Annotated in this window: 11 protein-coding genes; 3 read left to right on the top strand and 8 right to left on the bottom strand. The window is 33.1% G+C overall.

Going from position 1 to position 14,618, the window contains the following annotated elements:
• Positions 1 to 55: 55 nt before the first annotated feature.
• From Q4Q34_RS11145 to porU, 7 genes are all read right to left on the bottom strand, one after another.
• Complete coding sequence (locus Q4Q34_RS11145; RefSeq protein WP_303318205.1) at positions 56 to 739, bottom strand: SDR family NAD(P)-dependent oxidoreductase; 684 nt, start codon at positions 737 to 739, stop codon at positions 56 to 58.
• Positions 732 to 1,691: a M20/M25/M40 family metallo-hydrolase gene (locus Q4Q34_RS11140; RefSeq protein ID WP_303318206.1), complete on the bottom strand. Its 960-nt coding sequence runs from the start codon at positions 1,689 to 1,691 to the stop codon at positions 732 to 734. Before Q4Q34_RS11140 ends, Q4Q34_RS11145 begins: the two co-directional genes overlap by 8 nt.
• A gap of 182 nt (positions 1,692 to 1,873) precedes the next feature.
• A complete protein-coding gene (locus Q4Q34_RS11135) occupies positions 1,874 to 3,496 on the bottom strand; it encodes a pyruvate dehydrogenase complex dihydrolipoamide acetyltransferase (RefSeq protein WP_303318207.1) in 1,623 nt (540 codons plus the stop codon).
• 3 nt (positions 3,497 to 3,499) lie between these two features.
• Positions 3,500 to 4,498 (bottom strand): pyruvate dehydrogenase (acetyl-transferring) E1 component subunit alpha, encoded by a 999-nt coding sequence (pdhA, locus tag Q4Q34_RS11130; RefSeq protein ID WP_303318208.1) that lies wholly within the window; start codon positions 4,496 to 4,498, stop codon positions 3,500 to 3,502.
• A gap of 208 nt (positions 4,499 to 4,706) precedes the next feature.
• Positions 4,707 to 5,189, bottom strand: a complete 483-nt coding sequence (gene cdd, locus Q4Q34_RS11125; RefSeq protein WP_303318209.1) for a cytidine deaminase — start codon at positions 5,187 to 5,189, stop codon at positions 4,707 to 4,709.
• Positions 5,190 to 5,273: 84 nt separating this feature from the next.
• The gene (porV, locus tag Q4Q34_RS11120; RefSeq protein WP_303318210.1) at positions 5,274 to 6,482 is read right to left on the bottom strand and encodes a type IX secretion system outer membrane channel protein PorV; all 1,209 of its coding nucleotides are present in this window, start codon (positions 6,480 to 6,482) and stop codon (positions 5,274 to 5,276) included.
• A gap of 86 nt (positions 6,483 to 6,568) precedes the next feature.
• Positions 6,569 to 10,459, bottom strand: coding sequence for a type IX secretion system sortase PorU (gene porU / locus Q4Q34_RS11115; protein ID WP_303318211.1), 3,891 nt, complete (start codon positions 10,457 to 10,459; stop codon positions 6,569 to 6,571).
• A gap of 265 nt (positions 10,460 to 10,724) precedes the next feature.
• On the opposite strand from porU, the gene gldJ reads away from it, so the two are divergent.
• Positions 10,725 to 12,422: a gliding motility lipoprotein GldJ gene (gldJ, locus tag Q4Q34_RS11110; RefSeq protein ID WP_303318212.1), complete on the top strand. Its 1,698-nt coding sequence runs from the start codon at positions 10,725 to 10,727 to the stop codon at positions 12,420 to 12,422.
• A 93-nt stretch (positions 12,423 to 12,515) separates the two neighbouring features.
• Positions 12,516 to 13,802, top strand: a complete 1,287-nt coding sequence (locus Q4Q34_RS11105) for a UDP-N-acetylmuramoyl-tripeptide--D-alanyl-D-alanine ligase (protein WP_303318213.1) — start codon at positions 12,516 to 12,518, stop codon at positions 13,800 to 13,802.
• 40 nt (positions 13,803 to 13,842) lie between these two features.
• Here Q4Q34_RS11105 and Q4Q34_RS11100 read toward each other — a convergent pair whose 3' ends face one another.
• Positions 13,843 to 14,154, bottom strand: a complete 312-nt coding sequence (locus Q4Q34_RS11100) for a helix-turn-helix domain-containing protein (RefSeq protein ID WP_303318214.1) — start codon at positions 14,152 to 14,154, stop codon at positions 13,843 to 13,845.
• A 111-nt stretch (positions 14,155 to 14,265) separates the two neighbouring features.
• Here Q4Q34_RS11100 and Q4Q34_RS11095 point away from each other — a divergent pair, with 111 nt between their 5' ends.
• Positions 14,266 to 14,547 (top strand): hypothetical protein, encoded by a 282-nt coding sequence (locus tag Q4Q34_RS11095; protein ID WP_303318215.1) that lies wholly within the window; start codon positions 14,266 to 14,268, stop codon positions 14,545 to 14,547.
• The last annotated feature ends 71 nt before the right edge of the window (positions 14,548 to 14,618 follow it).

Raw genomic sequence — 14,618 nt, 5'->3', positions numbered from 1 at the left:
TTTTTTTAAGATTTGAACTCATCTTGACTTTTTTTATTATAAATAGGCTAATCGTTTAAGGTGTAGAATTAGAAACTTGGAGTAGTTTTCCGTTATAATATCTATGTCCACTAAGCGAAAAATCAAAAATATACTGTGCCATTTCCAATGCCGTGGTAGGTGCTTGATACCCTGGAAAAGCCTCTTCCAACATTTCGGTCTGTACGGCTCCTAAAGCTAATACGTTAAACGATTGTCCCGTTTCTTTATATTCTTCGGCGAGTAATTCTGTTAAAGTAATAACTGCTGCTTTGCTGGAACTATAGGCACTTAAACCTGCAAACTTCATACTTCCTTGAACACCTCCCATAGAACTGATTGTTACAACATGAGCATTATGTTTCATATAAGGCAGTACTGTTCTGGTCATTTCTGAAACACCAAAAACATTTGTTTTATATACTTGCTCAAAATCTTGTATTGATGTTTCTGAAAAAGGTTTATTTAATAAAGCCCCTGCATTATTAATTAGAATATCTACCTGATTCCAATTAGAACCAACAAAGGTTTTTACTTTACCATAATCATCATTCTTACTTAAATCAAAAGGCAATGATTCAACATTTTTTAACCTAAGATCTTCTATTGGTTTACTATTTCTAGATAACGCTAAAACATTATGACCAGCATCAGCAAATAATTGAACCAACTCAAAACCTATACCTCTACTTGTTCCTGTAATAATTATATTTTTACTCATTGTTCATTTTTATTTCTTTTGTGCTGGCATTAATCATACCTTCTAAAGCTGGTATCATCTTATTTATAAAAGATGTCATATGTTCAAAATCCATTTTGTCTGCTTCATCATCCACATGATGATAATAATCAAAGTTTGTAAAATCGAATGTAGAAATTGCTTGAGCCGGTATGTTAAATTTTTTGAAAAACGGATAGTTATCTGAACGTTCAAACAAATTATATGCTTTGGCTTGGGGTAAAAAGCCCACTATATCCCCTTTTGCATAACTATTTAATTTTTCAGCCATATTGGATTTTTCATAGCCTGTTATATAAGCCATGGTTTCTTTTTCAGTTCTAGGTACACCTATCATCTCAAAATTAATCATAGTATACAGGTTAAGTCCTTCCTCCTTCATTCGTTTTGCCAAATGATCAGAGCCCTTTAATCCCATTTCTTCTGCTGCATATAATGTAAATAAAATGCTTCGTTTGTTACTTTTTGATTTAGAAAAATACTTCGCCCATTCTAAAACCGCTACTGTACCAGAGGCATCATCATTTGCACCATTAGCAATACTATCACCATTTACAGATTCTACTGTTCCTATATGATCGTAGTGAGCTCCAAGTATTACGAATTCATTTTTAAGTTCTGAATCCTGACCCTCTATATAACCTACGATGTTGTAACCAACAATATCCTTTAGATGAAAACTGTCTCTATAGGTTTTAAAATAAGGTTGCACCTTATTTTTCTTAAAAAAGTTCTCAATAAAAATGGCTGCCTTTTCAATACCTTCGCTTCCAGTATGCCTTCCTTTTAATTCATCTGAAGCTAAATACTCTAAGCTAGCCTTGATATCTTCTTTTAAAGCTAACTTACTTGTATGCTTTATTTCAGAGACCTTATTTTGAGAACCACAGCTAAAAAACAGTATAACAACTACAATACTTAATAGTTTTTTCATTCCTAATTTTATTAGAGTTTAAAGATAAAAAACTAGAGCTGAATCACAGTATATTGACTTTAATTGTTTTGGTATTAAAAAACAAAAACCTGTTTCAAATAAATGAAACAGGTTTAAATATTTATTATGAATTCTTCCTGCCTTACTACTGAAACGAGTTCAGCACATGCCGCAGGGATTAATTACACTAACATGGTTACTGGGTTTTCAATATACCCTTTTAATGTTTGTAAAAACTGAGCTCCAGTTGCCCCATCAACCGTTCTATGGTCACAGGCTAAAGATAATTTCATTGTATTTCCAACAACTATTTTACCGTCTTTAACTACTGGTTTTTCAACAATGTTTCCTACCGAAAGAATAGCTGAATTTGGTTGGTTGATAATAGACGTAAAACTTTCTATACCAAACATCCCTAAATTAGAAACTGTAAATGTACTACCTTCCATTTCGGCTGGTGTTAATTTTTTGTTTCTGGCTTTTCCTGCAAGTTCTTTAACTGCTGCTCCTATTTGCGGTAATGATTGCTCATTTGCAAACTTAACTACAGGTACTACCAATCCATCTGGAACTGCTACCGCTACTCCAACATGCACATGGTTATTTAAACGCATTTTATCGGCAAACCATTGCGAATTTACTTGTGGGTGCTGCTTTAATGCTAATGCACAAGCTTTAACAACCATATCGTTATATGATATTTTTGTATCTGGAACAGAGTTGAATTGTTTACGGAATGCAATCGCATTTTCCATATCGAACTCTACATTTAAATAATAATGAGGTGCCGTAAACTTAGAATTTGTTAATGCTTTAGCAATGGCTTTACGCATTTGCGAGTTAGTAACCTCATCAAAATCTTCTTGTCCTGTTGGAACAAATTTACCAACGGATGCTCCTGAAGACGCTGGAACAAAATTCTCAACATCCTGTTTGATGATACGTCCATTTTCTCCAGAACCTTGAACTTGAGATAAGTTAATCCCTTTTTCTTCTGCTATCTTTTTAGCTAATGGAGAAGCGAATAATCGTCCACCATTTGCTGACGTTGCTGCAACTGATTTATTTGGTTTTGCTGTTTCTTGCTTAGCAGTCGCTTTAGGAGCTTCTGCTTTTGGGGTTTCTTTTTTAGGAGCTTCTTCTGTTTTTGCTGAATCTCCAGAAACTTTAAAATTACTAGCTACATCCTTTACATCTGTTCCAGCTGGGCCAATAATAGCTAATAAAGCATCTACTTTTGCAGATTCTCCTTCTTGTAATCCTACATGAAGTAATGTTCCTGCTTGAAAGGATTCAAACTCCATAGTAGCCTTATCTGTTTCAATTTCGGCTAAAATATCACCTTCTTCAACAGTATCCCCTACTTTTTTAAGCCATGTTGCAACGGTTCCTTCTTCCATGGTATCACTTAAACGCGGCATGGTTACAACGATAACACCTTCCGGTAATTCGACTGTACTCACTGACCCTTCATCCTTTTGAGATTCTTCACTTTCGTTCTGAATGACATCTTCTTTTACTTCCGCAGAAGCGGTGTCTCCACTTAATAAACTTGTTATATCTTCACCTTCATCACCTATGATAGCCAATAATTCATCTACTTTAGTGGTCTCTCCTTCTTGAACACCTATATGAAGTAACGTCCCTTCGTTAAAAGATTCAAACTCCATAGTTGCTTTATCTGTTTCTATTTCTGCAAGAATATCGCCCTCTTCAATTTTATCGCCTACTTTTTTCAACCAAGCTGCGACTGTTCCTTCTTCCATGGTGTCGCTTAAACGCGGCATATTAATTACTATAGCCATAGCTTATAATTTATGTTGTATAAATGGATAATCTTCTTGTTCGTAAACCACATCGTACATCACATTCTTATCTGGGAATGGTGATTCTTCTGCAAATTTCTCACATTCTGAAACTAAACCTTTAACACGCTTGTCAATCTCTTTAATATCATCTTCAGTAGCGTATTTCTTGTCAAGAATAACGTCCTTTACCTGGGTAATAGGATCAATTTTCTTATACTCTTCAACTTCTTCTTTAGTTCTATAATGTTGAGCATCACTCATAGAGTGTCCTCTATAACGGTATGTTTTTAACTCTAAAAATGTTGGTCCTCCTCCTTTACGTGCACGTTGTATGGCTTCATCAAAAGCTTCAGCTACTTTCACAGGGTTCATACCATCAACTGGCCCACAAGGCATTTCGTAACCTTTTCCTAACTTCCATACTTCTGTATGATTCGCTGTACGTTCTACCGATGTTCCCATCGCATATCCATTGTTTTCACAAACAAATACTACTGGAAGATTCCAGAGCATTGCTAAATTAAAAGTTTCATGAAGAGACCCTTGTCTAGCAGCACCGTCACCAAAGCAACACAAGGTAACAGCATCACTACCATGATATTTATCACCAAAAGCAATACCAGCTCCTAAAGGAATCTGTCCTCCTACAATACCATGACCACCATAAAAACGATGTTCTTTAGAGAATATGTGCATAGACCCCCCAAGTCCTTGTGAAGTCCCTGTAGCTTTGCCATACAGCTCTGCCATAACACGTTTAGGGTCAACACCCATACCTATTGGTTGCACGTGATTTCTATAAGCTGTAATCATTTTGTCTTTAGTCAAATCCATAGCATGTAAAGCGCCTGCTAAAACTGCTTCCTGACCATTATATAAATGAAGAAATCCTCTTACTTTTTGTTGTATATATACTGCTGCCAGTTTATCCTCAAACTTTCTCCAAAACAGCATATCCTCATACCATTTTAGGTATGTATCTTTAGTGATTTTTTGCATCGACTAATATTAGGTTTTAATTAAGCAAATACAAAAGTAATACTTTGCCAGTTATTGCGAAAACGTAAATTCATTAAAGTAAAAAAAATATCAAAAAAAAAGCGGTTTATAGTCCAGATTGCTTTTTTAATAATTTTTTATATTGAATGTTATAGTATTTAAAATAAATATGAATTCAAAACAGCTTTATTATTATTTTTTATGGTTTTTAAAGTACTGATTTATCAAAAACTAGAGGCAATAAATTTGCAAGAGAATTAGATTTAGCTACTTTTCCTGTCTCACCCATAAAATAAATTTCTATGTTGGCATCTTGTTTTATTTCATATTCAGCAATAGCTTGTCTGCAAGCTCCACAAGGAGGAATGGGTTTGGTTGTTTGATTATTTTTAGACCCTGCTGAAATAGCCATTTGAACTATTTTCGCCTTGGGATATTGCGAACCAGCATAATAAATTGCTGTGCGTTCTGCACATAACCCAGACGGATACGATGCATTCTCTTGATTATTTCCTGTGATTATTTCACCATTATCTAACAATAGAGCTGCGCCTACATTAAAATTTGAATACGGTGCATAGGCATTCTTACGTGCTTCGAAAGCTTTTTGCATAAGTAAGATTATATCCTTTGGAAGGGCATCTAAATCTTGATATATATATAATGTAGTCTCTATTTTTATTTCCTTCATATTTTAAATTTACGAAATATTGTAAACAAAAAAACTATTGCTCAATGAACAATAGTTTTTTAATTTATAGTATATGGTTATAAACTAGTACTCGTTATAGGCTTGTTCTCCAATATTGAAGGTTAATGAAAAACGCAAAGTATTCTCTAAAGGACTTTGTACTTTAGACGCTGAAAACAAATATGATAAATCAACATTTACAATATTAGCTTTAAAGCCTGCTCCTATTGCCAAGAACTTTCTAGCTCCTTTGTCTTCACTTTCATTAAAATAACCTGCTCTAAAAGCAAAAGAATCTTGATATGTGTATTCTGCACCTAAAGACCATGTAAACTCTTTTAACTCTTCACTAAACCCATCTGGTGCATCTCCAAACGATTGAAACATTCCTGATAAAAAGCTTACATCCGGATCTTTACCTTCCACAATAATTGTTGGCTCACTTCCATCGTTAGCCTGATCTTCATCACCATCTAAATCAACAAAACCATAAACAGGAGGTGTTGGCACTAATAGTTTTGTTACTTCGGCAGTAACTGCTACTTTATTATAATCATCAAATATAAAATCGAATCCACCTCCTAAACGCAAGGTTGTAGGCTGAAAATTCTCTACACCACCTTCATCATATTTAAACTTTGGTCCAATATTCTGAATAGCAAATCCACCACGCCAACGCCCATTAAAATCGGCATAAGCTTCTTCTTCACTTTGGTAGTAACCAGAAATATCCACACCAAATGTACTGGCTGGCGATGCATCTCCGTCTACACCATCTAATCTTAGATCTGATCTTAAATAACGCATTGCAACAGACATTGCAAACTGATCTGATAATCTTAACGCATACGAAGCGTCAATAGTAAGCTCATTAGGTCTTTGTATTAAAGCTGTTGAAAATTCATCGGTTACAAACTCAATATCTCCTAAAGAAAAATATTTTAAACTTGCTGCAAATGCACTACGCTCGTCCAAACGATTAAAATAAGTAACGTTTCCTAAAAAAATATCGTTTACCAATTTACTTAAGTAAGGCGTGTAACTTACTCCAATTCCTTGTTTCGTTTCTGAAAACACATATTTGGATGAATTCCATTGTTGCGAAAATGCATCAACAGAAGTAGCGACACCCATATCTCCCATAGAAGCAGCTCTAGCATCTGGTGCTATTAAAACAAATGGCACTCCAGTTGTTATAACTCTTCTTTCTTGGTTAGGAAAAATAATGGTTTCTTGAGCGTTTAGTTTTAACACAAAAACAAAGGCTAAAACTATTAATATTTTATTCTTCATGTATCTAGTTTATTTTGTAAATATAATTTTTATTTTAAAACTCATCTGTCTTTACCTTTAACTTAATTTAAATTTCGACCACAATATTACAATATAACGAGTTTTTCTATTTTTTCTACTTTTTTATTTAATAGGTTTGAATGAACAGTAAGCTTATAAATGTAAACTCCTTTTCCTATTTTATCTCCAAAATCATCTCTTCCATCCCAAACAATGTCTCTGGATAATGAACTTGTCGTTTTAACCCCTCCTGTTGTTTGCCCATTTATTGTTCTCACCAATTTTCCTGAAACAGTGAATATCTGTATAGAAACGTCTAAAGACTCCGAACTATTGTGATTAAACCAAAATTCTGTATAATTTACAAATGGATTTGGATAATTAAGGACATTATTTATAACTAATTCCTGATTTTCATCAAACACAACAAACTGAATTTCAGATACTGAAGAATTATTATAGACATCCCAAGCTTTTAATGTCAATGTATGAAGCCCTGGCTCTAAATCTCTTAATGGAAAACTTACTACGCCTTTTTGATAATCGTCTACTTCGGTTTGATAATGATCATTGAGAACTATAGGATTTGTTTCATCTCCATCTATAATAGCAACAATGTCATGCCCAATTCCACTTGCAGTATTAATTCCATTGGCATCTTCCATTTTAGCCAATAAAGTAGGAGACTCATTGGTTATCCCCCCAGACACAAAGTTCTCATCATTCATATAGAGTGTAATAACGGGGCCTGTATTATCTTCTGCGGCATTTTCATTAACACCTCCTATTCTAACTGTATTAACACTGGCTCCTGTTTGATCTTGAAATAATGCCTCATTCTTTGCATAAAAGCTTACTTTTCCAAATCCCACAGGAATACCTATATCTTTAGGTACTACAAAATCAAATTCAAATTGGCCATCTTTTACTGATGCTTGTCCTCTAAATATAATCTCCCCAAGTGTTTGAAAATTTAACCTCACCGTTTGTCCACCAGATGTCACACCATCGTTGGCTAACGTTTGTCTACTTATTGATTTATCATATATCGTCGTAGACAGTGTTCCATTATAATTTGTTATTAGATTTCCGGAAACATCAACCACCTCTCCTGCTAATTTCACATAGCTTAGTGCTTTTAATGTATCTGTAGCTTGAGTAATTGGTACATCATTAATTTCCGTTAATCGAATATTTGGTTCCGGAAACGCTAACTTCATAGCTGGATCACCAATAAAGAATACCAAACGTCTCTGAGAGTTATTGGATATTCGAGGATCATTTTTTGTTAGCCTTAATGCTTCCGCCATGGATGGGTATTCGTAGTCTTCATAAGTATCATTATCACTATAAGAAAACAAATATTGTCCAAACTCTCTATTAAAATTAATTCCAAAATTCACAAACACCTGTCTTGTCGTTGTAATTAACCCAACGGCTCCGGCTTGTTTATTCCAGAAAGTGAATTCGCCTGCTGTTTCCCTTAGCGGATTATCAAACTTAGTAAATTCACAGGTCACGGTTACAAAGCAATTAAGCTTACAAACATTACGAAAATCATTAATATCTGGTTTTAATAATATCCGTTCTCCAGCCAAACCATCTTCTCCACCATGGCCAAAATAATTTACCACCAAAGCACCATTATCTATAGCATTAGCTATTTCTGTCGTTACATCTGGATATCTATCACCTCCAGCTGACGTCTCCTGCTGAAACGCATCAGAATGTATTTTTATAACATTTACAAATGGTTTTTCTTGCGCTACTCTATTTCCTATTTGGTCTGTAGTTTCCTGTAAACCTATTGGTATTTCACTATCAGGATCATCAGATATAACTACAAAATTATTACGCCAGCTACCAAGTGCTTCTTTTATATAATACGATTCTATTTTATCAACCATTTCCTTGGCTCGTTGTGGTGTATCTACTAACATTCTACCCACCGAGATGTCTAATTTATCACTGTTAGCCATTGTGCCTTCATTAGCATCCATCATACCATAAAAATCATCGGAAACGAATGAACTGGTAAGGTTAAAACTATTGTAAGAGTGCCACGAAGGGACTATGTTAGTGTTATTAGGAATTCTATCTTTATAATCAAAGGAAGCATCTCCAAATAAACACACATACTTTATTCTGTTTTCTGGTGAACTTGCATTATCATAAACGTACTTGATCAAATTTCTAATTGCCCCTATATCTTGATTGCCCGAACTAAACTCATTATATATTTCGTCTAAGCCAAATACCTTAACATTCAAATTATATTGCGTTCTGTTTATTTGTGCTAAACGCTCTGCTTCATTAAGCATATTATTAGGAGCCACAATAATATAATCTACGTCTTGAAACTCACCTTGACTATTTTGAAAAATAGTTCCCTTTATATCTTGATTATTAATAGTTGTTCTTGAGTCTATTTTTGGTTGAAAATAATCTAAAGGTGTTACAGCCACATACGTTTTTAAACTCCCTAATGTAGACGTAAAGCTAAGGCTTGAAGCCCCGTCAGTGTTTATATAATTAGAAACGTTATATATATCGGTTACATCCCATACTTCTGAAACTTGTGACGCATTAGTCATATTATATTGTCCTATACCTGATACTGACGTAACCGCACTATTTTTAAATTGAAATTGCTTGTCTGAAAAATTTAGCTGTCGTGTTGCTTCAATTGATATGAAGTCCAAATAAGCTTGTGTACTTGGATTTCCTTGATTATCAAAATTAAGCCCTACTTCTATTTTTGAACTGTTAACATTAACGTTACCAATAAATGAAGCATTTTGCGCCAAAACAAAATCTGTAATCACTCCCATGCTTAATGTTGAAACTGCTGTTCCGTTTACTGTCAATGCTATTGAGCTTGGTGTCGTAGACGCAGCTGCAGTGAGTACTTTTAGGTTTATTGGTTCTGAGGTAACTAAATCTGGAAAATCAAATTCAAAAGTTTTATTATTATCAACATTAAATCTATCGTCAAACCAACGTCTGCCTAAAAAGGCAATATTATGTTCGTCAATTTCATGAAACTTATAATCTTCAAACGTATTGATAACCAAATCAACGGGCCCGGTAGGTTGTGTAAATTGTTGAATGCGTTTACCAGAACCCGGACTAACATTTATATAATAATATGTCTTATCCGTATAACAATTTATATTTGTATTACTCTCAACACTAAACTCTTTTGGGCCTTCAGCATAAAACAAAATATAATCCTCATTGTCAAAAACCCCATCCTCTTCTCCAACAAACTTTATAGCATTCTCAGGAACATCAAAAGGGTAAGCTATGGCATTAGAATAAGGAATCATACGTCCACCATGTCCATATAATTTTATATTTCTAGGATCTACACTATTTACATTTACCCCCAAACGTTGCAAAAAACTTTTTGACAATCTAAAAACACCTGTTTCATCAACATAAAAACGGTACCATTCTCCAGAACTTAATACCGAATTACTAATCACTTTAGATGTTTTAAAACGTTTGTTCGATGACGATATTCTATTAGTAATGGATCCATTTCTATAACTTAACTGAAAAGAAACGACCTTTTTATAATTACCTCTTGAATCTTTAATAATTGGTGAAAGTTCAAAAAATGCATATTGTTTATCTCTTGCTATAGAATTTTTTAGGCTGTATTCTAATTTATTTGGAATCGTATTTAAATCTAAATCTTTCAAGTTTGTTTTAGAAATAGAAGCATAAACAACATTATTAATAGCTACAGAAGATTCATTTATTAATTGATTTGTCTTCCATTGGTCTACAAACAATATGCCTTCTTCAAAACCATAACTAAAATTCTCATCATTAAAGGATGGTATTTCAATGGTATAACTTCCATTAGAAATTACCTTAGATGCTTTCCAAGTAATCGTATATTTTTTTTGTTGCCCAAATAGAGTTATGGAGCAAGAAATGAGCAATAAAAATAAAAATTTCTCTTTCATCGTTAAAACAACGTACTTAAAGCTGTGTTATTATTAAAAAAGTTAACAATTTAAAAAACTGCATCAAAAATACAATAATAAATTAGTAAAACATGCGTTAATACAACACAAAACAACGTTGAAAAACAACAAAAACATCGTTGTAAGGTCAAAAAAATAGGGTGAAATACACTTTTTTTTGGCTAAAAAGTAAAAAAGGGCTTGTGTTATTAGGTTTAATTCTTATATTGCAGCACCAAAAATATTATTAGCTTACTTAAAAAGTATGGATATGAAAAAAGTAGTAGCATTCAAGGTTTTATTAGTTTTAGCTCTAACTATAGCTTCAACTGGGTGTAAAAAATCTTCGAGTTCAAAAAATAGTTCAAGAGCTACAGGATGGCAGATTAACTCCAGAGAAGGTGGTTTTCAGTACAATACAGATTTTAGAGAACAAGAAACGTCTCCTGGACTTGTATTTATTGAAGGTGGTACTTTCACCAAAGGACGTGTTCAAGATGATGTTATGCATGATTGGAATAATAGTCCAACACAACAACATGTACAATCATTTTACATGGATGAAACAGAAGTAACTAACGCCATGTATATGGAGTATTTAGATTGGATAAAAAGAGTTTATCCTCCATCTGAAGAAAACTTTAGATCCATTTATAATGGTGCGCTTCCTGACACATTAGTCTGGAGAAACCGATTAGGTTTTAACGAAGTCATGACAGAAAATTACTTACGTCATCCAGGTTATGGAGAATACCCTGTTGTTGGAGTAAGCTGGATTCAAGCTGTTGAGTTTGCGAACTGGAGATCAGATCGTGTTAATGAGTACAACTTAGAAAGAGCTGGTTACTTAAAACGTGATGCAAAAATCCTAGATGTTAATGCTGAATCAACGTTTAGCACAGATACTTATATTAACGCTCCAACTTTAACCTATGGTGGAAATGAGGAAGTTATTAATGGAGATGGACGTAATAGGAGAAATGTTAGAACAGATGCCGATGGTAATGAATCTAATATCTATGCAACACGTGAAACTGGAATTATTTCACCTAAGTATAGACTACCAACTGAAACTGAGTGGGAATATGCTGCTTTAGGATTAAGTGAAATTAGAGATTACAACTTATACCGTGGACGTAAAAAATATCCATGGGATGGACAATACACACGTTCTGACAAGCGTAAAATTCGCGGTGATCAATTAGCTAACTTCAAGCAAGGTAAAGGTGATTACGGTGGAATTGCAGGTTGGTCTGACGATGGAGCCGACATAACTAATGCTGTTAAGTCTTACGATCCTAACGATTTTGGTTTATATGACATGGCTGGTAATGTTGCTGAATGGGTGGCTGATGTTTACAGACCTATTATCGATAGTGAATTTAACGACTTTAACTATTACCGTGGTAATGTTTATACTAAAAACGCGTTAAATGATGATGGTACTGTACAGGTTGTTACTGCAGATGATATTGTATATGATACCTTACCAAACGGAAAAGTAATCGCAAGGAACTTACCAGGTGAAATAAAACAAATTCCTATCGATGATAATGAAACGTATCTACGTACTAACTTTGATAAGAGTGATGAAATAAACTTTAGAGATGGAGACAAACGTTCTTCTCGTTATTACGAAAGCTTTAACGATTATGAAGGTGAAGACGGTGAGAAGAAAGATTCTGATACCAGAAAAATGTACAATTCTCCAAAACATAGTGTTACCAGAGATTCTCTAGGAAATATTATTAGAGAATATGACAAAGTTAGTAACAGAACATCTTTAATTAATGATCAAGTAAGAGTATACAAAGGCGGATCATGGAAAGATAGAGAGTACTGGTTAGATCCTGCTCAAAGACGTTACTTCCCACAAGATATGGCAACTGACTATATCGGGTTTAGATGTGCAATGTCTCGTGTAGGTTCAAAATCTAAATCTAGAAATAAAACGAAAAACTAATTTCAATTATTTATAATATTATTAAAAAGTCCTAGCAAATGTTAGGACTTTTTTTATACATTTAATTTTACAAACTTAAAAGAATCCTAACTGTTGAAAATAGAACAATTACACGAGCTTTTTTTACAATGCAGTACAGCGTGCACCGACACAAGAAAGATTAAAAAGAATGACTTATTTTTTGCTCTTAAGGGCGAAAATTTTAACGGAAATGAGTATGCCGAATTAGCTTTAAAAAATGGTGCAAAATATGCCATTATTGATGATGTACTATTTAACACAAGTTCTAAAACTATTTTGGTTAAAAATGTTCTAGAAACATTACAAAAATTAGCTTCTTATCATAGATCGTATTTAAAGATACCTATAATAGCACTCACAGGTAGTAATGGTAAAACAACAACCAAAGAATTAATTAATGCTACACTATCTCAAAAATATAAAACCACGGCTACAATTGGTAACTTAAACAATCATATTGGAGTTCCTTTAACCTTGCTATCTATGACGAACAATACTGAAATTGGGATTGTAGAAATGGGCGCTAATCATCAAAAAGAAATCGCATTTCTTTGCAGTATAGCCAAGCCAGACTATGGTTATATAACCAATTTTGGCAAGGCACACTTAGAAGGTTTTGGAGGTGTGGAAGGTGTTATTAAAGGAAAAAGTGAAATGTATGATTTTCTAATTAATAACCATAAAACCGTTTTTGTAAACGGTAATGACACTATCCAAACAAAAAAAACAAAAAATGCAAATACGTTTGTTTTTGGTAAAAAAAATCATGGTTTTGATATCCATATTGATTTCATCGAAGCCCTCCCTTTTGTAAAATCAAAGTACAATGAATTAGAAATAGAGAGTCAGCTAATTGGTGATTATAACTTTAACAATATTGCTGCAGCCATTGCTATAGGCAATTACTTTAAAGTTGAAGACAATGATATAAAAACTGCCATTGAGAATTACACACCTGCTAATAACCGGTCACAAATTATACAAAAAGAGACTAACCATATTATTTTAGATGCTTACAATGCTAATCCAACAAGTATGCGAGCGGCTTTATTAAATTTTGAAAAACAACCAAATTCAAAAAAAATAGCACTTATTGGAGATATGTTCGAACTTGGAAAAGAAGCTAAAAACGAGCATCAAAGCATAGCTGATTTAGCAACCTCTTTAAACATAGATCAAATCCTTCTTATTGGTGAAAACTTTTTTAAGACGGAAATAAAATCGGACAAAGCCAGACAATTTATATCTTTTGAAGACTTTAAAGAAAACTGGCTTAATGATTCAAAAATAAAAAATGTTTCAATACTTATAAAAGGCTCTAGAGGAATGGCTTTAGAAAGGGTTTTAGAGTTTATTTAAAAGAAATATACATAAGACTAATCCCACAAATAAAGAGATATTATTTTTCTTCTTCTATTTGGCCTTTCAAGTCTGCTAACAACACTTCTATTTTATCTATAATTTGATTATTAGTCAATGGTACTTTGTAGGGAGGTCTACTTTCATTCAAAATATCATCATTTCTTAATAACCAATTAAGATCTGCTTCTGGAAACTCTTGAATTATTTTATTTAAGAAATCAATGGATACTTTTTTTCCATTGACGTATTGTGATAACTGAGAATAATTCATACCAAATTTTTCAGCTAAATCACTCAATTTAACGTACTTACTCTTAATTAATTGCTTCAATTTTTCTTCAAATACCATATTTAGAATAATTATAAATTATACTAATGAGTAAAATATTTTTTGTTTATTTAATTATTTATATATTTTTGTATGTAAATTCACTCAACATTGTACAAATATACACAAGCTATGACAAATTTAAACAAATTATACGCATTATATAACATAGACATACACAAAGAACAAGAAACGCTCAAAGATTTGTTAGTAAATCATCTTCCAAAAGAATATACTAGCAAGGTTATGGACAAGTTAAACACGAATGAAATCATAGTTGATTCGCAAACAGTTAGAAATACTAAAGCAGGAATTTCTAAAAACATATTAGTCTTTAATGCCATTATTGAAGTCGCCAAAGAGTACAAAGCCATGTCTAACCGTTTAAAAAAAAATCTAAAAAGCGATACATAGGGAAAAACATTATCAACTCTGATATGTATTGCTTATAAGTCATAGCTTATATACCAAATATCTATAATCAT

This window comes from Flavivirga abyssicola, from assembly GCF_030540775.2.
GTDB lineage: Bacteria > Bacteroidota > Bacteroidia > Flavobacteriales > Flavobacteriaceae > Flavivirga > Flavivirga abyssicola.
This window is presented reverse-complemented; position numbering and strand designations above follow the sequence as displayed.